This window comes from Bradyrhizobium arachidis, from assembly GCF_024758505.1.
Classification (GTDB): Bacteria; Pseudomonadota; Alphaproteobacteria; order Rhizobiales; family Xanthobacteraceae; genus Bradyrhizobium; species Bradyrhizobium manausense_C.
The window spans coordinates 6,582,281-6,607,834 of record NZ_CP077970.1 but is presented as its reverse complement, the minus strand read 5'-3'; the positions used below and the strand labels follow the sequence as shown (position 1 = coordinate 6,607,834).

The following is a 25,554-nucleotide window of genomic DNA, read 5'->3' as shown; positions in this document are numbered from 1 at the left end:
AATGCAGAACAGGGGACTTCCATGAGCGAACCGCTTGTCATCGTCGGTAACGGTATGGCGGCCGCGCGCCTGGTCGATGAGCTCGCCAAGACGGCGCTCGGCCGCTACGCGGTCGCCGTGATCGGCGACGAGCCACGGCTCGCCTACAACCGTGTGTTGCTCTCCTCCGTATTGGCCGGCGAAACCGGCTCGCACGAAATCGAGCTCCGGCCGCAGGACTGGTGGCGCGATCGCGGCGTCACGGTTCGCTACGGCTACCGGGCGACTGAGATCGATGTCGGCCGCCGCGAGCTGAAGATCGCGGGCGAGGAGAGCATGGAATACTCCAAGCTTGTGCTCGCTACCGGCTCGAACGCGCTGCGGCTGAACGTTCCGGGCAACGATCTCGCCGGAGTGCACACGTTTCGCGACACCCGCGACGTCGATTTGCTGCTGACGCTGGCCGCAGCCAAGAAGCGCGTGGTCGTGGTCGGCGGCGGCCTCTTGGGCCTTGAGGCTGCCTACGGCCTCGCCAAGGCCGGCGCGCCGGTGACGCTGGTGCATCTGATGGATCGCCTGATGGAGCGTCAGCTCGACGGTCCCGCGGCTGAGTTGCTCAAGACACTGGTCGAGCGCAAGGGCATCAACATTCTCCTCAATGCGTCGACTACGCGTATCCTTGGCGACGGCCATGTCGAGGCCGTGGAACTCGCTGACGGTAGCCGGCTGGAGGCCGACGCCGTGATCTTCGCCGCAGGCATCCGGCCCAACGTGACGCTGGCGCAGGAGGCGGGCCTTGCCGTCAACCGCGGCATCGTCGTCAACGATGTGATGCAGACGAGCTCGCCTGATATTTTCGCGCTCGGCGAATGCGCCGAACACCGCGGCATCTGCTACGGGCTGGTCGAACCGGCCTATGAGCAGGGACGGGTGCTGGCGCGGCATCTGGCCGGCCGCCCCGCCGCCTATCAGGGCAGCGTGGTCGCGACCAATTTGAAGGTCTCCGGCGTCAGCGTGTTCTCCGCCGGCGATTTCATCGGCGGTGATGGGAGCGAGAGTCTCGTGCTCTCCGATATCAGGCGCGGCACCTACAAGAAGCTCGTCATCGCCGACGGCCGGCTCACCGGCGCTGTGCTGATTGGCGATACCGTCGATGCCCTCTGGTATCTCGAACTGATCCGCGCCGGCGAAAAGATCGCAGCGATCCGGACCGACATGATGTTCGGCCGCTCGCTCGCGCTTCCCCCGAAAGCCGCTTGATGGGACTTGCCTGAATGACTGCGATCGATCCGACGCTTCGCACCACCAAGACGACCTGCCCTTATTGCGGCGTCGGCTGCGGCGTGCTGGCGACGCCCGACGGCAGCGGCGGCGCGGCGATCGCGGGCGATCCCGAGCACCCGGCGAATTTCGGCCGGCTCTGCTCCAAGGGTTCGGCGCTCGGCGAGACCGTCGGGCTCGAGGGCCGGTTGCTGCATCCGATGATCCGCTGCAAGGGCACTCTGGAGCGCGTTGCCTGGAGCGATGCGCTAGACCATGTCGCCCATCGCATGCAACACATCGTGGCACGCGACGGTGCCGATGCGGTCGCGTTCTATCTTTCCGGCCAGCTCCTGACCGAGGACTATTACGTCGCCAACAAGCTGATGAAGGGCTTTATCGGCACGGCGAATGTCGACACCAATTCGCGGCTCTGCATGGCGTCCTCGGTTGCCGGCCACCGCCGCGCCTTCGGCGCCGACACCGTGCCGGGCTGCTACGAAGATCTCGACCAGGCCGATCTCCTGGTGCTGGTCGGCTCGAACGCCGCCTGGTGCCACCCGATCCTGTTCCAGCGCATGCGCAGGAACAAGGAGGAGCGCGGTGCGCGCATCATCGTCATCGATCCGCGCCGTACCGATACGGCCAGCGACATCGACCTGTTCCTGGGCGTGAAGCCCGGCACCGACACCGCGCTTTTCTCAGGCTTGTTCGTTCACCTCGCCGACAGCGGCGCGCTGGACAAGGACTATATCGAAAAGAACACCTCCGGCTTTGACGCGGCGCTTGCGCGTGCGCGCAGCATCGCCGGCAGCGTCACCGCGACCGCGCTCGCCACCGGCCTCTCCGAGCAGGACGTCGCGACCTTCTTCCAGATGTTCCGCGACACCGCGCGGACGGTCACGCTGTACTCGCAGGGCGTCAACCAGTCCGCGCAGGGCACCGACAAGGTCAACGCGATCCTCAACTGCCACCTCGCCACGGGACGCATGGGCAAGCTCGGGGCTTCGCCGTTCTCGCTCACCGGCCAGCCCAACGCGATGGGCGGACGTGAAGTCGGCGGGCTCGCAAACCAGCTCGCCGCGCACATGATGTTCTCGCCACCCGAGGTCGATCGGGTGCGCCGGTTCTGGAAGGCGCCGCGCATCGCCACGCATGAGGGGCTGAAGGCGGTACAGATGTTCGAGGCGATCAACCGCGGCGAGATCAAGGCGCTGTGGGTGATGGGCACCAACCCGGCGGTGTCGCTGCCCGACGCCGATGTCGTGCGCGAAGCGATGAAGAAGCTCGAGCTGTTCGTGGTCTCCGAGAACGTGCTCTCCAACGACACCGTCGATGCCGGCGTACACGTGCTGTTGCCGGCACTCGCCTGGGGCGAGAAGTCGGGCACGGTGACCAATTCCGAGCGCCGCATCTCGCGCCAGCGCTCGTTCCTGCCGGCGCCGGGCGAGGCGCGGCCGGACTGGTGGATCATGGGCGAAGTCGCCAAGCGGCTCGGTTTCGGCGACGGCTTCAATTACAAATCGGCCGCCGAGATCTTTCGCGAGCATGCCGCGCTCTCTGCCTTCGAGAACGACGGCAACCGCGACTTCGACATCGGCGCCCTGCAGGACGTCTCGGACGATGCCTATGATGCGCTTGTTCCACTGCAATGGCCGGCGCGCGAGGGGCAGGCCCCTGGCGACCGCTTCTTTGCGAAGGGCGGCTTCTTCACGCCCGACGGCAAGGGGCGCTTCATTGCGCCAGAGGTGCCGGCGCTGAAGAGCGAGACGACGGCGTCGCGGCCGCTACGGCTGAACACCGGCCGCATTCGCGACCAGTGGCACACCATGACGCGCACCGGCCTCAGCCAGCGGTTAGGTGCGCACCTGCCGGAACCTTTCGTCGAGATCCATCCTGATGACGCCAGCAAATACGGCGTCACCGACGACAGCTTTGCCCGCGTCACCACCGATTACGGCCAGTGCATCCTCAAGGTCGTCGTCAGCGACCGCGCGCAGCGCGGCACGCTGTTCGTGCCGATCCACTGGAGCGAGATGAACACCTCGCACGGCCGCGTCGGCGCCCTGGTGCAGTCGTTCAACGATCCGTTCTCCGGACAGCCGGAATCCAAGGCAACGCCGGTGTCGATCGCGCCGTACGAATATGTGTTCCGCGGCTTTGTGCTCTCGCGCAAGCAACTCGCGCTGCCGGCGCACCTGTGGTGGAGCCGTGTCACGGTCTCCGGCGGCTTCGGCTATTTGTTCGCCGACAACGCGGATCTCTCGCGCTGGCCGGCCTGGCTCGACCCGATCGCCGGTGAGGACTTTGCGGAGTACCGCGATTTTGGCGGCGGCGTCTACCGCGCGGCGTCCTTCGTGGGCGATCGCATCGACACCTGCCTGTTCGTCGGACCCGCGCATGACGCCGGCGACTGGGAAGTGGTCAAGTCCATGTTCGCCGCCGATGTCGTCAGCGACGAGCAGCGCCGCCTGCTGCTGTCAGGCAAGTCCACCGAGGGTGTAGCCTCGACCGGCCCGGTCGTCTGCGCCTGTTTTGGCGTCGGCCGTGCCACGATCTGCGATACCATTGCGGCGGGCGCGAAGACTGCGGCCGAGATCGGCGCAAAACTCAAGGCCGGCACCAATTGCGGCTCGTGCATTCCCGAGCTGAAGCGCCTGATTGCGCAGACGGATGTGGCGGCCGCGAAGGAAGCCAATTTCGCAGGCGCGGCGAGCTAAGACGCAAACACCTCCCCGATGTCGTCCCTGCTTGCGCCAGGACGACGCGGAGGGTGGGGCGCTTGGCGTGCCCCCAATCGACGGCCGCAAGATTGTCCCCTATGCTGCTGTCGGTCGCCAACAAGCATAATAACCATGATGTACCTGGAAACGCCGCCGCGTCTGATCGAGACGACGATCTTCTCCGCCATGCCAGAAAGATTCCGTTGCAAGGGCGTGCGCTCCGATTGCGTGCTCGGTGCGGACATCAGTGAACTGAATTAGCCGTCACGGGTTGGATCAACCATGAAAGCAAATCCCTTCGGCCGCACCGGCGCAAATGTTTCCGTCATCGGGCAGGGCACCTGGTATCTCGACCATGCCGACCGCAAGCGCGCGATCGCCGCACTTCAGCGCGGGCTCGATCTCGGCATGAGCCATGTCGACACCGCCGAGATGTATGGCGATGCCGAGCTCGTCATTGCCGACGCCATCGCCGGCCGCCGCGATGAAGTGTTCCTCGTCTCGAAGGTGTTGCCGAGCAACGCCTCGCGCCGCGGCACCATCGCCGCCTGCGAGCGTTCGCTGAAGCGGCTGAAGACCGATCGGCTCGATTGCTATCTCTTGCACTGGCGCGGATCCTACGCGCTGGAGGACACCGTGGCGGCGTTTGAGGAACTGGTGAAGGCCGGCAAGATCAAATCCTGGGGCGTCTCCAATTTCGACGCCGACGACCTCGACGAGATGCTCGACGTCGCGGGCAAAGGCAGGATCGCCTGCAATCAGGTGCTCTATCATCTGAAGGAGCGCGCGATCGAGCATGCGGTGATCCCGTGGTGCGAGAAGCACGGCGTCGCGGTCGTCGCCTATTCGCCGTTCGGTCACGACGATTTTCCCGCTGCTAGCAGCAAGGGCGGTGCCGCGCTGGCACAGATCGCCAAGGCACACGGTGCGACACCGCGACAGGTCGCGCTGCACTTCCTCACCCGTGCCACTACGGTGTTCGCGATCCCGAAGGCCTCAAGCGCGGAACATGCCGCCGAAAATGCGGCCGCTGGCGACATCACACTCACGAAAGACGAGATTGCGGCGCTCGATGCGGCGTTTCCGCGCGGTCCGAAGCCGCGTGGCCTGCCGATGCTGTAGTGCAAAACCGCCTTTATTAATATTAATGGAGGGTTGACGCGCGCGGACCTCAGCGCATATCGGCTTCCTGTTTTCGGGCGTTGCGAAACGAGCCCAATTGTCGTTTTTTATGGGCTCACCCGATTCGACTTTTCTACCCGAGTTCCAGCCGTGACCCCGCCTCCCGCCGCAGCCCTCAGGCTCGACAGCGTCTCCGTACCTATGCCCGAGAAGAAGCAGGCTGCTCGCCGCGCACCTGCGCGCGTCGATCACCCCTTCAAAGGCATTGCGCTGGTGCTGCTGTCGACGATCTTCCTCGGCTGCTCGGACGTCACGGCAAAATATCTCTCGACCGAGCTGCCGTCGATCGAGATCACCTGGATCCGCTTCCTGACGTTTGCGCTGATGTTCACGCCCGTGATGTTGCCGGTCTCGCCGTTCTACGCGATGCGCACCGAGCGGCTCGGCCTTCAGCTGATGCGCGGCGCGGTGCTGCTCGGCTCCTCGCTGTTCTTCATCACTGGACTGCGCTACCTCCCCATTGCGGAAGCTTCCGCCACCGGCTTCGTCTCGCCGCTGTTCGTCACTGCGCTGTCGATCGTGTTCCTGAGTGAGAAGGTTGGCGTGCGCCGCTGGATCGCGACTGCGATCGGTTTGATGGGCGTGGGGATCATCCTGCGGCCGGGCACGAGCGCGTTTCACCTCGCGGCGTTCTTCCCGATCATCTCGGCTTTCTGTTGGGCGGCTGCGCTGATCCTGACGCGCATGATGAGCGGGCGGGAAGCCGTCCTTACCACGATGGCTTATTCCGCGCTGACAGGCGTGACGCTGCTGACCATCATGGTGCCGTTCGTCTGGGTCACGCCGTCGTGGAGCGCCATCGGGCTCGGCATCTTCATTGGCGTCGCGTCGACCGTCGGACAATGGATCATCGTGCTGGCCTATCGCTACGGCGATGCCTCGGTGCTGGCACCGTTCTCCTACACGCAGCTCCTCTGGGTCAGCATTCTGGGCTTCTTCCTGTTTGGTGAAGTGCCTGATATCTGGACCGTGATCGGTGCCGCCTTCATTGTCGCGAGCGGCCTTTACATCGCTCATCGCGAGCGCATCCGCCGCGCCCAGCTCCTGGTGCTCGAAGAGCGTTCGCCGAACGCCTGACGCAATATCGCTTCACCGGGTTTGTGCTATCAACGGCTCCAACAAAAAGGGGAGGAGCCGGATGCGCGCCGCGATTTTCAGGAAGGGTGAGATTGTCGTCGACCGCATTGCGGAGCCAGAGCCCGGCGCCGGCCAGGTGCTGGTCAGGACGCTCGCCTGCGGCATCTGCGGCTCGGATCTCCATGCGCGCCAGCACGCTCCTCGCATGGTCGAGATGGCGAGAAAGATGGGCCGTCCGCCGATGGATCTTTCGCGCGACGTCGTGTTCGGTCACGAGTTCTGCTGCGAGATCCTCGACTACGGTCCCGGCACCGAATGCAAGCTGAAGCCAGGCACCCATGTCTGCTCGCTGCCGGCGTTGCTGACGCCACAGGGCATTTTGGGCATCGGCTATTCAAACGACCTTGTCGGCGGCTATGCCGAGCAGATGCTGCTGAGCGAGCCGCTGCTGCTGGAAGTGCCGAACGGCCTCGCCCCCGAGCACGCCGCGCTGACCGAGCCGCTCGCGGTCGGCGTTCATGCCGTGGCCAAGGCCAACATGTCAGGCAAAGAGGTGCCGCTGGTCATCGGCTGCGGTCCCGTAGGCCTTGCCGTGATCGCAGCACTGAGGATCAAGGGGCTGCACCCGATCGTCGCCGCCGACTATTCACCGGCGCGGCGCGCGCTGGCCGCAAAGCTCGGCGCCGATATCGTCATCGACCCCAAAGTATCGCAGCCTTATGCGACCTGGGCCGAGCATGCGCAGATGTCGGAAGCCGAGAAGGCGGCGCGGCCGCCGTTCCAGGCCATGCTGCCGGCGCTGAAGCCGGCGCTGATTTTCGAATGCGTCGGCGTGCCTGGCCTGCTCCAGCAGGTGTTCGAGAGCGCTCCGCGCGATGCGAAGATCGTCGTGGTCGGCGTCTGCATGGAAAGCGACAAGAGCGAGCCGATGCTCGGCATCATGAAGGAGCTCAACGTCCAGTACGTGCTCGGCTACACGCCCGAAGAGTTCGCGTACTCGCTGCGCCTGATTGCGGAAGGCGAGGTCGATGCCGCCGCCATGGTGACCGCCACCGTCGGCATCGACGGCGTAGCCAAAGCCTTCGCCGATCTCGCCAATCCCGAGGCGCACACCAAGATCATCGTGCAGCCGTGGAAGTAGTAGCTGTCATTGCGAGCGAAGCGAAGCAATCCAGAAATGCATCCGCGGAAATAGTCTGGATTGCTTCGTCGCTTCGCTCCTCGCAATGACGGGTGACATCACACCGGCAGCGCGATCGAATACTTCACCTGGCTCAGCGCAAAGCTCGACTCGATCGAGGCGATGCCGTCGAGCCGCGTCAGCTTGTTCTTCAGGAACGCCTCATAGGACGACAGGTCGGCCGCGACGACGCGGAGCAGATAGTCGCGGTTGCCGGTCATCAGATAGCATTCCAGCACCTCGTCCCATTTCGAGATCGCTTTCGCGAAGCGGTTGAGGTCCTCTTCCTTCTGCCGCGCCAGCTTGATCGAGATGAAGACGCTGACATGCAGTCCCAGCGCCTTCTGGTCGACGGTCGCGATGTAGCGCGTGATGACGCCGCGCTCCTCCAGGAGCTTCACGCGCCGATGGCAGGGCGAGACCGAGAGCCCGACCTTGTCGGCGAGTTCCTGCATGGTCATTCGGCTGTCGGTCTGGAGAGAAGCGAGGATCTTTCGGTCGATGGCATCGAGCTCGGGCATTGGAATGAAACCTGTGTCAGTTGGCAATTCATTGGAAAAATATCCCAATCCTGGCGGGTATGGCGCGAAAATTTGAGAATTCTCAGGCCGGGCGCAGGGGTATGATCCGGACATACTACTCCGGAGCATTGCCATGCCCGTCGATCCCGCCCGCCTCGAAACGCTGTCCGCGCTCAGCCGCAAAGCTTTGTGGCTGTCGTCCTGGACCATCCACCACGCCAACCACATCCGCCCGAATAAGGACGGCCTGAAAGTCGGCGGCCACCAGGCCTCGTCCGCTTCGCTGGCGACCATCATGTCGGCGCTGTATTTCCATGTGCTGCGGCCTGAGGACCGCGTCGCGGTGAAGCCGCATGCGAGCCCGGTGTTCCACGCCATCCAGTATCTGTTCGGCCGCCAGACCCGCGAGAAGCTCGAGAATTTTCGCGGCTTCAAGGGCGCGCAGTCCTATCCCTCGCGCACCAAGGACGTCGACGACGTCGATTTCTCGACCGGCTCGGTGGGCCTCGGCGTTGCGCAGACGCTGTTCTCCTCGCTGGTGCAGGATTACGTCAAATCGCATGGCTGGATGAAGGACCGCCGCGAGGGCCGGATGATCGCGCTCGTCGGCGATGCCGAGATGGACGAGGGCAACATCTTTGAGGCGCTCGCCGAGGGATGGAAGCACGGCCTGCGCAACACCTGGTGGGTCGTCGACTACAACCGGCAGTCGCTCGACGCCGTCGTGCGCGAAGGGCTCTGGGAAAAATTTGAGACCATGTTCCGCAATTTTGGCTGGGACGTCGTCATCGTGAAATACGGCCGTCTGATGCGCGAGGCTTTTGCCGAGCCGGGCGGGGAGGCACTGAAGCGCTGGATCGACAATTGCCCGAACGCGCTCTACGCCGCGCTGTGTTTTCAGGGCGGCGCGGCGTTCCGAAAACACCTGCATGACGAGATCGGCGATCAGGGGCCGATCACAAAGCTGATCGACCGCCGCAGCGACGACGAGCTCTTGGCGCTGATGTCAAACCTCGGCGGCCACGACATGGCGAGCATGCTGGAGGCGTTCGGGTCGATCGATCACGATCGTCCGGTCTGCTTTATCGCCTACACCATCAAGGGTGTCGGCCTGCCGTTCCAGGGCCACAAGGACAATCATGCCGGCCTGATGACGGTCGCGCAGATGGACAAATATCGCGAGAGCCAGAACATCCGTCCTGGGTATGAATGGGATAAGTTCGAAGGGCTCGAGCAGGATGCGGCCGAGCTCGAAGCCTTCCTCGCCCGCGTACCCTTCAACCAGGATGGTCGTCGCCTCTGCGCGCCCGTCGTCGATGTGCCGTCGCAGCTCACCTTCAAGCCGTCGCCGCAGATGTCGACCCAGCAGGGCTTTGGCCTCGTGCTCAACGAGATCGCCCGCAGCGAGCGCGAGCTCGCCAAGCGCATCGTCACCACGTCGCCCGACGTCACGGTCTCGACCAATCTCGGGCCGTGGGTGAACCGCCGCGGCCTGTTCGCGCGCGCCGAGAAGGCGGACTTATTCCGCAGTGAGAAAATTCCCTCGACTTTCAACTGGGACGCCTCGCCAAGAGGCCAGCATCTCGAGCTCGGCATCGCCGAGATGAACCTGTTCATCATGCTGTCGGCGCTCGGCCTGTCGCATCAGATCAATGGCGAGCGGCTCTTGCCGGTCGGCACGCTCTACGATCCCTTCATCGAGCGCGGCCTCGATGCCCTCAACTACGCCTGCTACCAGGACGCCCGCTTCATGGTGGCGGCAACGCCCTCCGGGATCACACTTGCGCCCGAGGGTGGCGCACATCAGTCGATCGCGACGCCGCTGATCGGCATGGCGCAGGACGGGCTTGCCTCGTTCGAACCGGCCTTCGTCGACGAGCTCGCCACGATCATGGGATGGGGTTTTGACCACATGCAGCGCGAGGCGGGCGAGGGCGGTTCGGTCTATTTGCGGCTGTCGACGCGCAGTATCGACCAGGTGCAGCGGATCATGACACCGGAGCTCGCAAAGGGAATCACCGACGGCGCCTATTGGCTGCGCGAGCCGGGTCCCAATGCGGAAGTCGTGATCGCCTATACCGGCGCATTGGCGCCCGAAGCGATCGAGGCGACCGGCTTCATCGGCGAGAGCCGGCGTGACGTCGGCCTGCTCGCGGTCACCTCGGCGGACCGCCTGCATGCGGGATGGACCGCCGCACGGAAATTGCGGCGCGACCGTCGTGGCGTGCAGCATCTCAGCCATATCGAGAAGCTCCTGGCGCCGCTTACCCGTGACTGCGGAATCGTGACGGTGATCGACGGCCATCCGGCCACGCTCGGCTGGCTCGGCAGCGTCCGCGGTCATCGCGTCGAGGCGCTCGGCGTCGAGCAGTTCGGCCAGACCGGCACGATTGGCGACCTTTACCGCCACCATGGCTTAGATGCCAACGCCATCATCGATGCGGCCGAAAGCCTCACCACGGGCGCGCCGGTCCTGCATCGCAAGATGGCGGTGTGATTGAGGTAACCTGGGTGACGTCATTCCGGGGCGGTCCGCAGGACCGAACCCGGAATCTCGAGATTCCGGGTTCGATGCTTCGCATCGCCCCGGAATGACGGCGTTAGTGCCTTGCCAGTTCCCCGGCGCGCGATCATATTCCGCCGCGTCCGCCGCAACGCAGGTCAAGCATCGGGGCGGGTTCTACAGCCCGGGGTTTCGTGTCAGGATAGCTGCCGAAACGCCCCTCCAATGCTTCAAAACAAGAGGTTCACGATGGTCAATCGCATGCAATTCTACATCGACGGCGCCTGGGTCGATCCCGCCGTCAAGAAGTCCACATCGGTCGTCAATCCGGCGACGGAAGAGGCGATGTACGAGATTGCGCTCGGCTCCAAGGCCGACGTTGACAAGGCCGTCGCCGCCGCCAAGCGCGCGTTCGCGACCTATTCCCAGACCAGCCGCGAGGAGCGCATCGCGCTGCTCACCAAGGTCGTCGAGATCTACAAGGGCCGCATGAAGGAGATCGGCGCGGCCGTCTCCGACGAGATGGGCGCGCCGCTGCCGATGGCGGAGAAGCTCCAGGCCGGCGCCGGCCTCGGCCACATTATGTCGACGCTCGACGTTCTCAAGAACTATCACTTCGAGGAGCAGATCGGCACCGCGACCGTGCTGCGCGAGCCGGTCGGCGTCGTCGGCATGATCACGCCCTGGAACTGGCCGCTCAACCAGATCGCCTGCAAGGTGGCGCCCGCGCTTGCCGCCGGCTGCACCATGATCCTCAAGCCGTCGGAGTTCACGCCGACCTCTGCGCTGATCTTCGCAGAGATCCTCCATGAAGCTGGCGTACCGAAGGGCGTGTTCAACCTCATCAACGGTCTCGGCCCCGAGGTCGGTGCCGCCATGAGCGAGCATCCCGACATCGACATGATCTCGTTCACCGGCTCGACCCGTGCTGGCGTCGATGTTGCCAAGCGCGCGGCACCGACCGTGAAGCGTGTCAGCCAGGAGCTCGGCGGCAAGTCGCCGAACGTCATCCTCGAAGGCGCCGACCTGCAGAAGGCGGTGACCGGCGGCGTGATGCACATGTTCAACAACTCGGGCCAGTCCTGCAACGCACCCTCGCGCATGATCGTGCCGCTCTCCAAGATGAAGGAAGTGGCCGCGATCGCGAAGGCGGTTGCCGACAAGACCAAGGCCGGCGATCCGCGCGGCGAAGGCACCACCATCGGCCCGGTCGTGTCGCGCATTCAGTGGGACAAGATCCAGGCGCTGATCAAGAAGGGCATCGACGAAGGTGCCACTCTCGTTGCCGGCGGCCCTGGCCTGCCCGAGGGCGTCAACAAGGGCTTCTATGTCCGTCCGACCATCTTCGCCGACGTCACCAACGAGATGACGATCGCGCGCGAGGAAATTTTTGGACCGGTGCTGACTATCATCGGTGCCAAGGACGAAGCCGACGCCGTGCGCATCGCCAACGACACGCCGTACGGTCTCGCGGGCTACGTCACGGCCGACACGGTGGAGAACGCCAAGAAGGTCGCGCGCCAGATCCGCGCCGGCAACGTCAACCTCCAGGGCGTGCCGAACGACCGCTCCGCGCCGTTCGGCGGCTACAAGCAGTCCGGTAACGGCCGCGAATGGGGCAAGTACGGCATGGAGGAGTATCTCGAGGTGAAGGCCGTCGCCGGCTTCAACGCGGCGTAAGCCTCACCGTCCGAACAAACATGACGCCGGAGCGGGAAGCTGCTCCGGCGTTTTCTGTTTGATCCTTCGTCATTCCGGGGCGTCGCGAAGCGACGAACCCGGAATCCATTCGTCCACGAGTTCGCCGCACGATGGATTCCGGGCTCGCGCCGAAGAGGGCGCGCCCCGGAATGACAAGCGGAGAAACTATCCCCCAAGGGCGCCCTGCGTGTTCACATACAGCGCGTAGATCGACTGGCTCGCCGCCATGAACAGGCGGTTGCGCTTGACCCCGCCGAAGCAGAGATTGGCGCAGCGCTCGGGCAGCGCGATGCGGCCGATCATGACGCCGTCGGGCGCGAACACCACGATGCCGTCCAGCTCGGGATCGCCCATGCCCCAGCCACACCAGAGATTGCCGTCGATGTCGCAGCGCATGCCGTCAGGTGTGCCGGGACCGGCATCGATGAAGACGCGCTTGTTTGATATCGTCGTGCCGTCGGCCGAGACGTCATAGGCGAGGATTTTTCGGTTCGGCACGCCGCGGGATTCGACGACATAGAGGATTTTCTCGTCCGGCGAGAAGCACAGCCCGTTCGGCCCGAGCACACCTTCGGCGACGATGCTCGCCTTGCCGGTCGCGGGATCGAGCCGGTAAACGTTCGGCTCGATCTCCGGCTCCGCCTTGTAGCCCTCGTAATTGCCGAGCAGGCCGAAGGTCGGATCGGTGAACCAGATCGTGCCGTCGGATTTCACCACCACGTCGTTCGGCGAATTCAGCCGCTTGCCGCCGAAGGAATCCATCAGCACCGTGATCGCGCCATCATATTCGGTGCGCACCACGCGCCGGCCGCCATGCTCGCAGGTGATCAACCGGCCTTGGCGGTCTCGCGTATTGCCGTTGGCGAAATTGGAGGGTTTTCGGAACACGCTGACCGCGCCGGTCTCCTCCTCCCATTTGATGATGCGCTGGTTCGGGATGTCGCTGCACAAGAGATACCGCCCGTCGCCGAACCACACCGGCCCCTCGGCCCAGCGCAGGCCGGTGGCGAGCCGTTCCACAGCCGAAAGTTTCAGCCAGTATTTTTCAAATCGCGGATCGAGTGCACTTATCGCCGGATCGGGGTAATAGGTCGCCGGCCGCCAGCCTTGAGCGTGGGAGGATGCATCGTTCATGTGCGGTTCTCGTTGTTGCGTTCCCTCTGGACAAATCTGCTATCATTAGAGACATGTGACCGCAAATCGTTCGCTACCAATGAGGAAAGACATGCCGCGTATTTTGATGACGGGAGCTTCGGGGGGAATCGGCACGAGCCTGCGGAAACTGCTGCCGCCGATCTATCCGGATCTTCTGCTCTCTGACATCAAGCCGCCCGCCGATCTCGGCGCGAACGAAAAGTTTAGGGCGGCCGACCTTGCCGATCTCGCGCAGTGCGAGGCCATCTGCGAGGGCGTCGACGGCATTTTGCATTTCGGCGGCTATTCGGTCGAAGGCACCTGGGACGACATTTTGCAAGCCAACATCATCGGCGGCTACAATCTGTTCGAGGCGGCGCGCAAGAAGGGCGTCAAGCGGGTGATCTTCGCCTCGTCCAACCACGCGGTCGGTTTCTATCCGCGCCACCACAAGATCGGCACCGACGTCACCGCGCGCCCCGATAGCCGCTACGGCGTCAGCAAGGTGTTCGGCGAGGCGGTCGGCGCCCTCTATGCCGACAAGCACGGGCTGAAGGTCACGTGCCTCCGCATCGGTAATTTTGGTGAAAAGCCGCTTGACCAGCGCCGGCTCGCGATCTGGCTCAAGCCGGAGGATCTGGTGCAGCTCTGCCGTATCGGGCTCGAGCACCCCGACGTCCATTTCGAGGTCTTCTACGGCGCCTCCTTCAACGAACGCGCCTGGTGGGACAATCACCGCGCCTACGAATTCGGCTATCGCCCGACCGGCCGCGCCGAGGATTTCCGCGAGCACGCGATGGCGGAGCAGGCCAAGCTCAAGCCCGATCCGGTCGGCGACCACTACCAGGGCGGCACGTTCTGCAGCATCGAGTTCGATGCCGACAACAGCCGCATCATCGACTGGACCAAGCGCTAGCCGCGCGTCACGGCGACACCTTTCCGGCCCACCGTGACGCCCGCTATGATGAAGGTCAATGCGGTCGGGGGCGGTTCATCGTACCCCGGCCGACGCAATTGCTATCCAGGGAGCACATCATGAAACGTCGTACATTTCTCAAGGGAAGTGCCTTTGCCGGCGCGACGACGCTGGTTGCGGCGCCTGCGATTGCGCAGAGCGCGCCTGAGATCAAATGGAGGCTGACCTCGAGCTTCCCGAAATCGCTCGATACGATCTTCGGCACGGCGCAGACTTTTGCGAAATATGTTGCTGATGCCACCGACAACAAGTTTCAGATCCAGACCTTTGCGGCCGGCGAGATCGTGCCGGGCCTGCAGGCGCTCGACGCCGTGAGCTCGGCGACGGTCGAGATCGCGCAGACGCCACTCTATTTCTACATCGGCAAGGAGCCGGCGCTGGCTTACGCCACCGGCGCGCCGTTCGGCATGAACCACCGTCACCAGCACTCCTGGTGGAGCTTTGGCGGCGGCGCCGATCTCTGCAACGAGGCGCTAAGACCGTTCAAGGCGCACGCCATCCTGTGCGGCAACTCCGGCACGCAGATGGGCGGTTGGTTCCGGAAGGAGATCAAGACCGTCGACGATCTCAACGGCCTCAAATTCCGCATCGCCGGCATGGGTGGCCACGTGCTCGCCAAGCTCGGCATCGTGCCGCAGCAGATCGCCGCCGGCGAGGTCTATTCAGCGCTGGAGAAAGGCTCGATCGATGCCGCCGAGTTCGTCGGTCCCTATGACGATGAAAAACTCGGCTTCTACAAGGTGGCGAAGTACTACTACTTTCCCGGCTGGTGGGAGGGCGGTGCCATGCTGCACATGGTCGTCAACGACGAGAAGTGGAATGCGCTTCCCAAGCAGTACCAGGCGATCCTCAACCAGGCGGGTGCTGCGGCCGGCGGCTGGATGATCGAGAAATACGACAGCGTGAATCCCGCCGCGCTGAAGCGGCTGATCGCCGGCGGCGCCGAGCTGCGTGCATTCCCGCAGCCGGTCATGGAAGCGAGCTACAAGGCGACGCAGGACTATCTGAACGAGATCGCCGAGAAGAGCCCGCTCTTCAAGAAGACCAAGGAAAGTCACGACGCCTATATGAAGGAAGTGCTGTTCTACACGCAGATCGCCGAGAACTATTACGACAACTATCTGCTCAGCAAGACGCGTAAGGGCTGAGCGGGCGCCATTGCTTCCACGCCGTCATGGCCGGGCCAGCCGCCCGAAGGACGGCGTGGCTTTCGCTAGCTATGTCCCGGCCATCCACGATCTTCCTGCTATTGCGGGGCGCGGCGGCGAAGATAGGCGGCTGTGATCACCGCGAGTCCCAGCGCGTAGAACGTCATCCAAAAGGCAGAGATACAGCGCAAAATCAGGTTGGGCTCGTGCGTCAATATGGCGAGCGCCATGCCGGTCACCCATGCATAAGCGAAACACGTCCAGAAGATGCGTTTCATCAACGTGGGACATCCCGCTGATACGAGCTCCCATTCGTCGATCTCGTGATTCGCACTGCGGGGCCTCTTCCTTTCCGAAATCGAGATAAGGATGACCGCCAAAAACGCGGGGAAGATTCCCCACGTGAGCGCAGGAAACAAGATGCTGTCGCCGAGTTTGACGCTGGTGAACGATGTCACGTTCATAGCGAGGCTGAGCACCAGCCCGCACGCGGCGTAGAACATTCCGAACAGGAGGAGCAGGCTGGTCACTGGGGTTGATCGATAGATGTGAGGTCATGGGCGACGGTTTCGATCGGCGCCGGGCGCGATATTGGTCGCATATTCCGAGCGCAGGGTTCATCCGGTCCCGGGCAAAGCGCGCTAGCGCCTGGCCTCATCGCCTGCGATCCGCGCCAGATAGTCCGACTTGCTGAACTGCATGTGGTCGACGCAGAGCTGCGCCAGCGCCCAGCTATCGCGGCCCTTCAACAGTTCGATCATCAATTCGTGCTGACGGCGCGACTGCGCGAGGCCCTCGCGGTCGGCGAGGTTTTTTGCGCGCATCGGCAGCGTCAGGTTCATGTAGTCCTGCAGCGAGCGCACCAGGTAGGGATTGCCGCAGGCTGCAAACAGCGCGACGTGGAAGGCGTCGTTGGTTTCGTGGATGCCGCGCAAATCGTGCGCGTCGGCCCTGGCGCAATATTGCCGCTGCAGTTCGCTGAGCTCCTCGATCAGGCTTTGTGGCGCGGGCAGCGGGATCATCAGCGCGGCCTGCCGCGTCAGCATCTCCCGCACCTCGTAGATCTGCCGCACCTCCTCGGCCGAATAGAACCGTACGGTGGCACCGACGTTCTTCTCGCGGCGGACGATGCCGCGCCGCTCCATCTCCACCAGCGCCTGGCGCACGAAATGGCGCGACGTGCCGTAACGCGACATCAGGGCGTCCTCGGTCAGCCGCGCGGCCGGCGCGAAACGGCCGAAGATGATGTCCTCCTCCAGCCGGCCGACCACGTCATCCGGGTCGTCGCGCCGGAGCGTCGGCATTTCGGCGCTTGAAGTGTCGGCCATCCCTTCGCCTCCCGGCCGGCAAGGCCCAAGGTCAAGACGCTCCTGTGGAGCAGGGAAGGCGTGGATTGTCAATAATCTATCCCAAAGGAGCGCGTTTCAGCGCGAAAGGCGCCAAATATCCTGCAGGGTTATTGACAATACGGGGGCAGTCTGTACGACAATGGTAACCTGGAATGGAGTGGCATGATGAGCAGCGGCTTGCGCAAAGGCCTGACGAGCTACGGCGACGCCGGCTTCTCGCTGTTCCTGCGCAAGGCCTTCATCAAGGCCATGGGCTATTCCGACGATGCGCTGGAGCGCCCGATCGTCGGCATCACCAACACCTATAGCGACTACAATCCCTGCCACGGTAACGTGCCGCAGATCATTGAAGCGGCGAAGCGCGGCGTGATGCTGTCGGGCGCGATGCCGTTCGTGTTTCCGACGATTTCGATCGCCGAAAGCTTTGCGCATCCGACCTCGATGTATTTGCGCAATCTGATGGCGATGGACACCGAGGAGATGATCCGGGCCCAGCCGATGGATTCGGTGATCGTGATCGGCGGCTGCGACAAGACGCTGCCGGCGCAAGTCATGGCGGCCATCAGCGCCGATCTGCCGACGGTGGTCATTCCGGTCGGACCGATGGTGGTCGGCCATCACAAGGGCGAGGTGCTGGGGGCCTGCACCGACTGCCGGCGGCTCTGGGCAAAGTATCGCGCCGGCGATATCGACGACGCCGAGATCGAGGCCGTCAATGGACGCCTCGCGCCGTCGGTCGGCACCTGCATGGTGATGGGCACGGCTTCCACCATGGCCTGCATGATCGAGGCGATGGGCCTGTCGCTGCCGATGAGCGCGACGATCCCTGCACCGCATGCTGAGCGTTTCCGCCTGGCGGAGGCCAGCGGCAAGGTCGCGGCCGAGATGGCCAAGGCGAAGGGGCCGAAACCGAGCGAATTGCTGACGCCGGCCTCGTTCAGGAATGCGCAGGTCGTGCTCCAGGCGATCGGCGGCTCGACCAACGGCCTGATCCATCTCACGGCGATGGCGCATCGCTCGCCGCACCGGCTCGACCTCGAAGCCTTTGACCAACTCGGCCGCGAGGTGCCCGTGCTGGTCGATCTAAAACCGTCCGGCGAACATTACATGGAGCATTTCCATCACGCCGGCGGCGTGCCGAAACTTTTGGCGCAGCTCGGCGACCTCGTCGATCTCGATGCGAAGACCGTTACCGGGCAGACGCTGCGTGACGTTGTTGCTGACGCCGAGGAGGTCCCGGGCCAGGACGCGATCCGCCCGCGTGACAATCCGATCAAGTCCGAAGGTGGCCTCGCCATCCTGCACGGCAACCTCGCGCCGCGCGGCGCCGTGATCAAGCAATCGGCCGCAAGCCCAAAGCTGCTGCAGCACACCGGCCGCGCGGTGGTGTTCGAATCCGTCGAGGACATGACATTGCGGGTCGACGATCCAGATCTCGATGTCACCGCCGACGACGTGCTGGTGCTGCGCAATGCGGGACCGAAGGGCGCGCCGGGCATGCCCGAGGCCGGCTATTTGCCGATCCCGAAAAAGCTCGCACGCGGCGGCACCAAGGACATGGTGCGCATTTCGGACGCCCGCATGAGCGGCACGGCGTTCGGCACCATCGTGCTCCACATCACGCCGGAGTCCGCCGTCGGCGGCCCGCTGGCGCTGGTGAAGAACGGCGACATGATCCGGCTCGATGTCGGAAAACGCAGCATCGAGCTTCTGGTCGATGCGGCCGAGCTGGAGCGGCGGGGCGCCGCGCTCAAACCCGCTGCTGCGCCCGACGAAGCCAGGCGCGGTTATGCCTGGTTGTTCAACGAGACCATTTTGCAGGCCGACGAGGGCTGCGACTTCGATTTCATGCAGAGGACTGGGAAGGGGTGACGAACCACCCGCTACGACGACGTTCAGACCGCTAAAGCGGCGAACATAAAACAGGGGGAAACGATGATTGCACGATCCAAGCCGAGATTCTTACAGGCACTGGCGGCAACGGCCGCTGTTCTCTTCGTCACCGGCGCATCGGCACAGGAGGTGAAGCATTATCGCTTCGCCTACGACCAGCCGCGCAACACCGGCTATTCCATCGCCGGCGACCTCCTTGCCGAAAAACTCAAGGAGCTGAGCAAGGGTACCATGATCATCGATCAGTACCCCGGCGCCCAGCTCGGCCAGGAGCCGCAGGTGCTTCAGCTCGTGAAGGCGGGCGATGTCGAATTCGCCATCATCTCCTCGGCCAACACCGCGACGATCTCGCCGCAGGCCGGCGTCATGTCGCTGCACTTCCTGTTCCGCGACGAGAACCACGTCGTCAAGGGGCTCGCCGATCCCCGCGTGTTCGAGGCGCTCAAGACCATGATTGACGAGACCACGCAGGGCCTGCACGTGATCGCGACCGGCTCGCAGGGCGTGCGCCACATGTACTCCAAGCGGGAGGTTCACAACGTCGGCGACATCAAGGGATTGAAGGTGCGCGTGCAGGCGACCGCGACCGAGGACACCATGTTCCCGGCCTATGGCGCCCAGACCGTGCACATGCCGTTCGGCAGCGTCTACACAAGCTTGCAAACCGGCGTCGTCGACGTCGCCGAGAACAGCATCAACGTCTACCTCGTCAACAAGCACTATGAGGTGGCGCCGGTCCTGAACATCACCGAGCACGAAGCCAACAACGCGCTGGTGTTCATCTCCGACAAGCTCTGGCAGAGCCTGTCGGCCGAGCAGAAGGGCTGGGTGCAGGCCGCAGGGAACGAGATCAGCTCCAAGGAGCCGCAAAAGGCGTTCGATCTGGAGCGCACGGCGGCCGACAAGCTTAAGAAGATGGGCGTCAAGATCGTCGACAACGTCGACAAGAAGACTTTCACGACGATCGCCGATCCCTATCTCGACAAGCTCGCCCAGGACCTCGGCCCGCATGCGGTGAAGATCAAGGATCTGATCCGGTCGGTGAACTAAGGTCTCAGCCAGTCGTCATGCCCGGGCTTGACCCGGGCATCCACGTTTTTCTTCGAGCCGTACGCCAAAGGCGTGGATGGCCGGGTCAAGCCCGGCCATGACGAGAGGCAAATGCCGGATTGCGGGGTACGTTGATGTCCATCGCCGACAAATTGCTGGTGCAACGGCAGCGTCACCTCAAATGGCGCTGGCTCGACTGGCTCGAGGTTGCGCTGATGATCCTGTGCGGGCTGCTGTGCTTCGGCTTCTCGCTCTCGGTGACGGCCGACATCGTCACCCGCACCATCGGCCATCCCTGGCTTTGGCTCCAGGAGGTCACCTCGACGCTGTTCATCTATGCGATCTTCATCGGCACGGCGGCCGCGACCCGGCGCAACGACCATCTCTATCTGACCGCCATCTCCGAGGCGATGCACGGTACCTCGCGGCTGATCGTCGAGATCATCATCCGTGCCGCCGTGCTGGGCGTCGCCGCCTGCCTGATCTGGTACGGCTATCAAAACTATCTCCGCGGCTTCGGCAGTTTTCGCCTGCCGTCGGGCACGCCGATCGCCTCGCTCTACGCCATCATTCCGCTGTCGGGAGTTCTGATCGGCCTGTTCACCGTCGAGCAGCTCGTCAACGGCCTGCGCAACGGCTTTGACCATCCCGAGCCGCCGGACGAGGACGCCGTACCTGCGGTGCCCGTCAGCGAGGCGCAGGTGAGGGCGCAGCCGTGAGTGCACCCATTGTCCTGACCCTGATGTCGGTCTGCTTCCTGTTCTTCGGCTATCTCGGCGTGCCCGTGCCGTTCTCGCTGATGGCGGGCGTCTTCATCGGTGCGATCCTGTCCGACGTCTCGCTCGCCGCGATCATCCAGAAGATCTTTGACGGCGTGGATTCCGAGGCGCTGCTCGCGATCCCGTTCTTCCTGCTGGTCGGCGAGCTCATGAGCTCGGCGAATGTGGTGGTGCGAATAGCCAATCTGTCGGTGTCCCTGGTCGGGCACATCAGGGGCGGGCTGTCGCAGGTCGTCGTGGTCTTCAGCATGTTCTTCTCGGAGATGTCGGGCTCGACCACCGCCGACGTCGCGGTCATGAGCCGCGCGCTCGGTGGCCCGATGAAGCGCGAAGGCTACGAGCCCGCCTTCATCGCTGCGATCATCGCGTCGGCCTCGACCATTGCGGCGCTGGTGCCGCCGAGCATCACGGCAGTGGTCTATGGCGCGGTCGGCAACGTCTCGATCGCCGGCCTGTTCATGGCAGGCGTGGTACCGGGCCTGATGATCGGCTTCGGCCTGATGATCTATTGCTATTTCTTCGGCCCGTCCGGCCTGCGCAAGCCACGTGCGCCGCTGCGCCAGGTTGCCTTTGCCGCTGGAGATGCGGCCCTGCCGCTGATGATCCCGGTGATCCTGCTCGGCGGCATCCTGACCGGCTGGTTCACGCCGACGGAGGCCGGCGTCGTCGCCGTGGTCTGGATCATCCTGGTGGTGATCCCCGCGCTCAACCGCGGGCATTTCATGAAGATCCCGTACGACTTCTGTCTTGCGGGCCTGATCTTCTCGCTGCCGCTGATCACCATCGGCGCCGCCAACGCGTTTGGCTGGATGCTCGCCTATTTGCGCGGCGCGACCTACATCGCGGATTTGATCACCTCCATCGCCGGAAACGATCCGCATTTGATCATGCTGCTGATGGTGCTGCTCTTCACCGTGGTCGGCGATTTCATCGAGCCGGTGCCGACCATCATCATCTTCATGCCGCTGGTGAACGCGCTGACCGAGGCCGGCGACGTCAACGCCGTGCATATGGGCGTGGTGCTGATCGCGACGCTCGCCTTCGGCCTGATCACGCCGCCCTATGGCCTGGTCTTGCTGATGGCGTCGAAATTCGTCGGCATCAGTTTTGCCAAGGCGCTACGTGCGGCCCTGCCGATCTATGTGGTGTTTCTGGCGACGATCGCGTTTGCGATCTATTTTCCGAGCGTGGTGCTGTGGCTGCCGCGGCACGTGCTGCCGGAGTCGGTCGGCTGCTTCAAGTCGCCGGCAGGCACGGGCTACATCTGCCCTAAATAGCGACTTGCTCGATGCGCCAGTCGGCTGCGTCGCGTACGTAGCGAAACGGTGTGCCGTGGCTGTTCTTGAAGTAGCTGCCAGAGAGCGTTTTTGCCATGCCCTGCATGACCGCGTCATGGCAGACGAACAGGAGGTCGTCGTCGGGATAACGGTCGAGCCACGCAGAGACGCAAGCCAGCGACCGTTCGGTCATGGCGTCCCAGTTCTCGCCGTCGGCGGGCAGGATCGAGACGAGGCCCGTGGCCGACTTGACACCGTGCTTGATCATGAGGTCGCGGACAGGGAGACCCTCGAAGCTGCCGAAATCGAACTCGATGATGCCGTCATCGATCGTGAGCGGCACCGAGATCGCGTCCGCGATGATCTCGGCCGTTTTCGCCGCGCGCAGCAGCGGGCTCGCGACGATGCGGCTGATGCCGATACCGCGCAACATGTGCACGGCCTCGTGCGCTTGCCGGAGACCGTCCTCGTTCAGCGGGTTGTCGGTCCGGCCCTGGAATCGCCCTGCGCGATTCCAGTCGGTCGCGCCGTGACGGAGGCCGTAGAACGAGCGCGCGGGCGTCAGCGCGTTCATTTCGACTTGCTCGTGAACTTCTTCACGGCGATACGAAACTCCTCCGTGTTCATAGCCATGATGATTTTGTGCTCTTCGGAGTCGAGCTGCTGCTTCACCGGCGTGGTGGCGGCCTGGTAGACCAGCGACTTGGTACCGGCGATGGCCGCGTCCGGGTTTTGCGCTAGCCGCGCGGCGAGCTGCCGCGTCGCGGCCTTCAGCTCGGCCGCGGGGACGACTTTTGCGACCAGGCCCCACTCATAGGCCTGCTGCGCCGTAAAGGTGTCTTCGGCGAGAAAAATCTGCAGCGCGCGGCGGGTTCCAACCGTGCCGACGATGCCGACCGTGCTGCCGCCGTCCGGCGACACACCGATCTTGGCATAGGCCGGTGTGAATTTTGCGTCCTCGGCCGCGATGCAGAGATCGGTGACGAAGGCGAGCCCCATGCCGGCGCCGGCCGCCGAGCCGTGCACGCTTGAGAGCGAAAGCTTTGGCATCCGGCGCAGCGTCTCGATGAAGGAGTGATAGTGCTTCAGCAATTCGCCCACGACCGGCGTTACCGTGTTGGCCTCGGCGGCGGCACCAATGGTCTGCAGATCGCCGCCGGCCGAGAAAGCGCGGCCTTCGCCCTCGATGACAATAACCCTGATAGCGCTGTCAGCTTCGATTTGCGCTGCGAGCTGTTCGAGCTTTTGCGCGATCCCGAGGTTGATCGAGTTATAGGCAGCTGGGCGGTTCAGCGTGATGGTCGCGATCGGGCCTTCGATTCTGAGCAGGGCGGGATCGTCGGAAGCAGTGGTGGCTGACATGGAAAATCCCCGGCAAAAGGTCATTTGCTGCAACTAAATCGCAGAAGGCGAGGGGTGACAATCCCCGGGGGCCGGGGCTCTTGCCTAATGCCGGGCGATAGGCTCAAATGTGCTCAGCCATCGTTTAGGGACGGACACGAGCGCCGACTCCTCGACCGACAAGGCCAGCAAGCCAAAATCAGAGAGAGGAGACGACATGGGTAGCGCCTGTGTCCCAACAGCTGGGTTGTTCCGATGACTGATGGTCCGGTGATCATTGTCGGTGCGGGCCATGCCGGCTATCAGCTCGCCGCGTCCCTGCGTCAGGCCGGCTTTTCCGACCGCGTTTGCCTGATCAATGACGAGGCGCATCTGCCCTATCAGCGGCCGCCTCTGTCCAAGGCCTATATCAAGGGGGCTGCGGGCCCTGAGAGCCTGATGTTCCGGCCGGAAAAATTCTATCAGGACCAGAAGATCGAGCTGATCGCGGGCCGTGTTGCCGCGGTCGACCGCGCGGCGCGCAAGGTCAAACTCGCGTCCGGCGAAGCCCTCGACTACGGGCATCTTGTGCTCGCGACCGGCGCGCGCAATCGCCTGCTCGACCTGCCCAACGCCAACCTGCCCGACGTAAAGTATCTTCGCATCCTCGATGACAGCGAGGCGCTTCGCGCGATCATGCCGTCGAAGAAACGCGCCGTGATCATTGGTGCGGGCTTCATCGGCCTCGAATTCGCGTCCACCGCCCGGATCAAGGGGCTCGAGGTCGACGTGCTCGAGCTCGCCCCGCGTGTGATGGCGCGAGCGGTCACGGCCGAGGTGTCCGAATATTTTCAGGCGCGCCATCGCGAGGCGGGCATCCGCATTCACCTCGGCGTGCAGGCGACCAGCATCGAGGCCGAGGGCGGCAAGGTCACGGGCGTCTCCTTGAGCGACGGCCGGCATCTGCCGGCGGATCTTGTCGTGGTCGGCGTCGGCGTGCTGCCGAATATCGAGCTCGCGGCGGAGGCAGGGCTGCCGGTCGCCTCCGGCATCATCGTCGACGAATATCTTGCGACCGCCGATCCCAACATCTCGGCGATCGGCGATTGCGCGCTGTTCAACAGCCCGCGCTTCGGCGGCTCGCTGCGGCTGGAGTCGGTGCAGAACGCGACCGATCACGCCCGCTGCCTCGCCGCGCGGCTCACGGGCGACAAGAAGGTGTATGACGGCCAGCCCTGGTTCTGGAGCGATCAGGGCGACGACAAGCTCCAGATCGCGGGGCTCACCACGGGCTACGACAAGGTCGTGCTGCGCGGCGATCCCGCCAACAAGGCGTTTTCGGCGTTCTGCTACAAGGGTGAAGAACTTCTCGGCATCGAATCCATCAACCGCGCCGGCGATCACATGTTCGGCCGACGCCTGCTCGGCATGCACCGCTCGCTCGCGCCGGAGCACGCAGCCGACGAGAGCTTTGACCTGAAGGGCGCGTTGGCTTGAGGCGCGGAGCTCCCGCGTCGGCAGTCTGCTCCCTCGCCCCGCTTGCGGGGAGAGGCGAAAAGGGCCGCGGCGTCCTTCGCTACATCACCGCAGCGACTTCTTCCGCCGTCGGCATCGAGGGGCCGGCGCCCATCCGCTGCACGCAGATCGAGGCGGCGACGTTCGCGAAACGAAGCGCCTCGCGCAACGCGACGCCGTCGGCAAGTTGCGAGGCGAGCGCGCCGACGAAGCAATCGCCGGCGCCTGTGGTGTCGACCGCCTGCACCGCGCGGCCCGGCACGATCATCTCCTCGCTCCCTGCAAGCGCGAGCACGCCGCGTTTGCCGAGCGTGACGCAGATGATCTGACTCGTGCTCGCCTGAAGCCGTCGCGCGGCCTCGATGATCCCTGCGTGATCCGTGCTCTCGGAGAGTGCGGCGCCGGACAGCAGGCCGAGCTCGGTCTCGTTCAGCACGAGGATGTCGACGAGCTCCAAGAGCTCGCGGCTGAACTTTTGCGCCGGTGCCGGGTTGAGCAGCGTCGTTGCGCTCGCCGCCCGCGCCCGGCGGAAGAACGCGGCAATGGTCGAAAGTGGAATCTCGAACTGGCTGACCGCGACGTCGCCCTTCACCAGCGGTACGACGGAGACGTCATCCTCGCCAACGAGCGCGTTGCTGCCGGGAATGACGACAATGGTGTTGTCGGCCTCCGCGACCGTGATGATGGCAGTGCCACTATGTGCCTCTGACGTCTCCTGGACATGGCCGAGATCAATGCCCTGGTCGGACAAAAACGCCTTCAGCTCCGCGCCGAACGCATCCTTGCCGAGCCGGCCGATCAGCGTGGTTTTGGCACCGAGCCGTGCCGCCGAGACGGCCTGGTTCGCACCCTTGCCGCCGGGGAAGTACAGCACCTCCTTGCCGGCAATGGTCTCGCCGACCCGTGGATGCCGGTCGGCCGTCGCCACCACATCCATGTTGATGCTGCCGGCGACGAAGACGCGTCCCATGTGATAATCCTGTAAAG

Annotated in this window: 22 protein-coding genes; 15 read left to right on the top strand and 7 right to left on the bottom strand. The window is 64.1% G+C overall.

Annotation, left to right across the window (positions count from 1 at the left end):
- The first annotated feature begins 21 nt into the window (after window positions 1–21).
- The 6 genes from KUF59_RS30510 (at window position 22) to KUF59_RS30485 (ending at window position 7,362) form a co-directional block, all read left to right on the top strand.
- On the top strand, window positions 22–1,239 hold the full coding sequence (locus tag KUF59_RS30510; RefSeq protein ID WP_212455889.1) for an NAD(P)/FAD-dependent oxidoreductase: 1,218 nt from the start codon (window positions 22–24) through the stop codon (window positions 1,237–1,239).
- 14 nt (window positions 1,240–1,253) lie between these two features.
- On the top strand, window positions 1,254–3,959 hold the full coding sequence (locus KUF59_RS30505; RefSeq protein ID WP_212455888.1) for a nitrate reductase: 2,706 nt from the start codon (window positions 1,254–1,256) through the stop codon (window positions 3,957–3,959).
- Window positions 3,960–4,094: 135 nt separating this feature from the next.
- Window positions 4,095–4,223 (top strand): hypothetical protein, encoded by a 129-nt coding sequence (locus tag KUF59_RS30500; protein ID WP_408918040.1) that lies wholly within the window; start codon window positions 4,095–4,097, stop codon window positions 4,221–4,223.
- A 21-nt stretch (window positions 4,224–4,244) separates the two neighbouring features.
- Window positions 4,245–5,084: an aldo/keto reductase gene (locus KUF59_RS30495; protein ID WP_258767296.1), complete on the top strand. Its 840-nt coding sequence runs from the start codon at window positions 4,245–4,247 to the stop codon at window positions 5,082–5,084.
- A gap of 201 nt (window positions 5,085–5,285) precedes the next feature.
- A complete protein-coding gene (locus tag KUF59_RS30490; RefSeq protein WP_212456020.1) occupies window positions 5,286–6,221 on the top strand; it encodes a DMT family transporter in 936 nt (311 codons plus the stop codon).
- Between the two features lie 61 nt (window positions 6,222–6,282).
- Complete coding sequence (locus KUF59_RS30485; protein WP_212455886.1) at window positions 6,283–7,362, top strand: zinc-binding dehydrogenase; 1,080 nt, start codon at window positions 6,283–6,285, stop codon at window positions 7,360–7,362.
- A gap of 98 nt (window positions 7,363–7,460) precedes the next feature.
- Here the strand turns inward: KUF59_RS30485 and KUF59_RS30480 are convergent, their stop codons facing one another.
- Window positions 7,461–7,922 (bottom strand): Lrp/AsnC family transcriptional regulator, encoded by a 462-nt coding sequence (locus KUF59_RS30480; RefSeq protein WP_212455885.1) that lies wholly within the window; start codon window positions 7,920–7,922, stop codon window positions 7,461–7,463.
- A gap of 133 nt (window positions 7,923–8,055) precedes the next feature.
- On the opposite strand from KUF59_RS30480, the gene KUF59_RS30475 reads away from it, so the two are divergent.
- Window positions 8,056–10,419: a transketolase gene (locus KUF59_RS30475; RefSeq protein WP_212455884.1), complete on the top strand. Its 2,364-nt coding sequence runs from the start codon at window positions 8,056–8,058 to the stop codon at window positions 10,417–10,419.
- A gap of 255 nt (window positions 10,420–10,674) precedes the next feature.
- Entirely contained in the window at window positions 10,675–12,105 is a 1,431-nt protein-coding gene (locus KUF59_RS30470; RefSeq protein ID WP_212455883.1) for an aldehyde dehydrogenase family protein, read from the top strand.
- Window positions 12,106–12,291: 186 nt separating this feature from the next.
- On the opposite strand, the gene KUF59_RS30465 is transcribed toward KUF59_RS30470, so the two are convergent.
- Entirely contained in the window at window positions 12,292–13,260 is a 969-nt protein-coding gene (locus KUF59_RS30465) for an SMP-30/gluconolactonase/LRE family protein (RefSeq protein WP_212455882.1), read from the bottom strand.
- Between the two features lie 91 nt (window positions 13,261–13,351).
- Between KUF59_RS30465 and KUF59_RS30460 the strand changes: the two genes are divergently transcribed.
- Complete coding sequence (locus tag KUF59_RS30460; RefSeq protein ID WP_212455881.1) at window positions 13,352–14,176, top strand: NAD-dependent epimerase/dehydratase family protein; 825 nt, start codon at window positions 13,352–13,354, stop codon at window positions 14,174–14,176.
- Between the two features lie 119 nt (window positions 14,177–14,295).
- Complete coding sequence (locus KUF59_RS30455; RefSeq protein WP_212455880.1) at window positions 14,296–15,384, top strand: TRAP transporter substrate-binding protein; 1,089 nt, start codon at window positions 14,296–14,298, stop codon at window positions 15,382–15,384.
- A gap of 98 nt (window positions 15,385–15,482) precedes the next feature.
- On the opposite strand, the gene KUF59_RS30450 is transcribed toward KUF59_RS30455, so the two are convergent.
- Window positions 15,483–15,914 carry a hypothetical protein gene (locus tag KUF59_RS30450; RefSeq protein WP_212455879.1) on the bottom strand — a complete coding sequence of 144 codons (432 nt, stop codon included), beginning with the start codon at window positions 15,912–15,914 and terminating at the stop codon, window positions 15,483–15,485.
- 111 nt (window positions 15,915–16,025) lie between these two features.
- Window positions 16,026–16,712, bottom strand: coding sequence for a GntR family transcriptional regulator (locus KUF59_RS30445; RefSeq protein ID WP_212455878.1), 687 nt, complete (start codon window positions 16,710–16,712; stop codon window positions 16,026–16,028).
- 186 nt (window positions 16,713–16,898) lie between these two features.
- On the opposite strand from KUF59_RS30445, the gene KUF59_RS30440 reads away from it, so the two are divergent.
- The 4 genes from KUF59_RS30440 to KUF59_RS30425 all read left to right on the top strand — a co-directional run bounded on the left by KUF59_RS30440 (window position 16,899) and on the right by KUF59_RS30425 (window position 21,732).
- Complete coding sequence (locus tag KUF59_RS30440; RefSeq protein WP_212455877.1) at window positions 16,899–18,605, top strand: IlvD/Edd family dehydratase; 1,707 nt, start codon at window positions 16,899–16,901, stop codon at window positions 18,603–18,605.
- Between the two features lie 63 nt (window positions 18,606–18,668).
- The gene (locus KUF59_RS30435) at window positions 18,669–19,676 is read left to right on the top strand and encodes a TRAP transporter substrate-binding protein (protein ID WP_258767295.1); all 1,008 of its coding nucleotides are present in this window, start codon (window positions 18,669–18,671) and stop codon (window positions 19,674–19,676) included.
- 134 nt (window positions 19,677–19,810) lie between these two features.
- The gene (locus KUF59_RS30430) at window positions 19,811–20,395 is read left to right on the top strand and encodes a TRAP transporter small permease (RefSeq protein WP_212455875.1); all 585 of its coding nucleotides are present in this window, start codon (window positions 19,811–19,813) and stop codon (window positions 20,393–20,395) included.
- The gene (locus KUF59_RS30425) at window positions 20,392–21,732 is read left to right on the top strand and encodes a TRAP transporter large permease (protein ID WP_212455874.1); all 1,341 of its coding nucleotides are present in this window, start codon (window positions 20,392–20,394) and stop codon (window positions 21,730–21,732) included. The genes KUF59_RS30430 and KUF59_RS30425 overlap by 4 nt, the downstream gene beginning before the upstream one ends.
- Here KUF59_RS30425 and KUF59_RS30420 read toward each other — a convergent pair.
- Both KUF59_RS30420 and KUF59_RS30415 read right to left on the bottom strand, forming a co-directional pair.
- The gene (locus KUF59_RS30420; RefSeq protein WP_212455873.1) at window positions 21,725–22,306 is read right to left on the bottom strand and encodes a histidine phosphatase family protein; all 582 of its coding nucleotides are present in this window, start codon (window positions 22,304–22,306) and stop codon (window positions 21,725–21,727) included. The genes KUF59_RS30425 and KUF59_RS30420 overlap by 8 nt on opposite strands.
- Window positions 22,303–23,094: an enoyl-CoA hydratase/isomerase family protein gene (locus KUF59_RS30415; protein ID WP_212455872.1), complete on the bottom strand. Its 792-nt coding sequence runs from the start codon at window positions 23,092–23,094 to the stop codon at window positions 22,303–22,305. Before KUF59_RS30415 ends, KUF59_RS30420 begins: the two co-directional genes overlap by 4 nt.
- Window positions 23,095–23,328: 234 nt before the next feature.
- Here KUF59_RS30415 and KUF59_RS30410 point away from each other — a divergent pair, with 234 nt between their 5' ends.
- Window positions 23,329–24,549, top strand: a complete 1,221-nt coding sequence (locus KUF59_RS30410; protein WP_212455871.1) for an NAD(P)/FAD-dependent oxidoreductase — start codon at window positions 23,329–23,331, stop codon at window positions 24,547–24,549.
- 79 nt (window positions 24,550–24,628) lie between these two features.
- On the opposite strand, the gene rbsK is transcribed toward KUF59_RS30410, so the two are convergent.
- Window positions 24,629–25,537 carry a ribokinase gene (gene rbsK / locus KUF59_RS30405; protein WP_258767294.1) on the bottom strand — a complete coding sequence of 303 codons (909 nt, stop codon included), beginning with the start codon at window positions 25,535–25,537 and terminating at the stop codon, window positions 24,629–24,631.
- Window positions 25,538–25,554: the final 17 nt, after the last annotated feature.

Bases quoted from the DNA above. Each gene is read 5' to 3' on its own strand.
- KUF59_RS30510 (WP_212455889.1), top strand. From the start codon at position 22: ATGAGCGAACCGCTTGTCATCGTCGGTAACGGTATGGCGGCCGCGCGC.
- KUF59_RS30505 (WP_212455888.1), top strand. From the start codon at position 1,254: ATGACTGCGATCGATCCGACGCTTCGCACCACCAAGACGACCTGCCCT.
- KUF59_RS30500 (WP_408918040.1), top strand. From the start codon at position 4,095: ATGATGTACCTGGAAACGCCGCCGCGTCTGATCGAGACGACGATCTTC.
- KUF59_RS30495 (WP_258767296.1), top strand. From the start codon at position 4,245: ATGAAAGCAAATCCCTTCGGCCGCACCGGCGCAAATGTTTCCGTCATC.
- KUF59_RS30490 (WP_212456020.1), top strand. From the start codon at position 5,286: ATGCCCGAGAAGAAGCAGGCTGCTCGCCGCGCACCTGCGCGCGTCGAT.
- KUF59_RS30485 (WP_212455886.1), top strand. From the start codon at position 6,283: ATGCGCGCCGCGATTTTCAGGAAGGGTGAGATTGTCGTCGACCGCATT.
- KUF59_RS30480 (WP_212455885.1), bottom strand. From the start codon at position 7,922: ATGCCCGAGCTCGATGCCATCGACCGAAAGATCCTCGCTTCTCTCCAG.
- KUF59_RS30475 (WP_212455884.1), top strand. From the start codon at position 8,056: ATGCCCGTCGATCCCGCCCGCCTCGAAACGCTGTCCGCGCTCAGCCGC.
- KUF59_RS30470 (WP_212455883.1), top strand. From the start codon at position 10,675: ATGGTCAATCGCATGCAATTCTACATCGACGGCGCCTGGGTCGATCCC.
- KUF59_RS30465 (WP_212455882.1), bottom strand. From the start codon at position 13,260: ATGAACGATGCATCCTCCCACGCTCAAGGCTGGCGGCCGGCGACCTAT.
- KUF59_RS30460 (WP_212455881.1), top strand. From the start codon at position 13,352: ATGCCGCGTATTTTGATGACGGGAGCTTCGGGGGGAATCGGCACGAGC.
- KUF59_RS30455 (WP_212455880.1), top strand. From the start codon at position 14,296: ATGAAACGTCGTACATTTCTCAAGGGAAGTGCCTTTGCCGGCGCGACG.
- KUF59_RS30445 (WP_212455878.1), bottom strand. From the start codon at position 16,712: ATGGCCGACACTTCAAGCGCCGAAATGCCGACGCTCCGGCGCGACGAC.
- KUF59_RS30440 (WP_212455877.1), top strand. From the start codon at position 16,899: ATGAGCAGCGGCTTGCGCAAAGGCCTGACGAGCTACGGCGACGCCGGC.
- KUF59_RS30435 (WP_258767295.1), top strand. From the start codon at position 18,669: ATGATTGCACGATCCAAGCCGAGATTCTTACAGGCACTGGCGGCAACG.
- KUF59_RS30430 (WP_212455875.1), top strand. From the start codon at position 19,811: ATGTCCATCGCCGACAAATTGCTGGTGCAACGGCAGCGTCACCTCAAA.
- KUF59_RS30420 (WP_212455873.1), bottom strand. From the start codon at position 22,306: ATGAACGCGCTGACGCCCGCGCGCTCGTTCTACGGCCTCCGTCACGGC.
- KUF59_RS30415 (WP_212455872.1), bottom strand. From the start codon at position 23,094: ATGTCAGCCACCACTGCTTCCGACGATCCCGCCCTGCTCAGAATCGAA.
- KUF59_RS30410 (WP_212455871.1), top strand. From the start codon at position 23,329: ATGACTGATGGTCCGGTGATCATTGTCGGTGCGGGCCATGCCGGCTAT.
- rbsK (WP_258767294.1), bottom strand. From the start codon at position 25,537: ATGGGACGCGTCTTCGTCGCCGGCAGCATCAACATGGATGTGGTGGCG.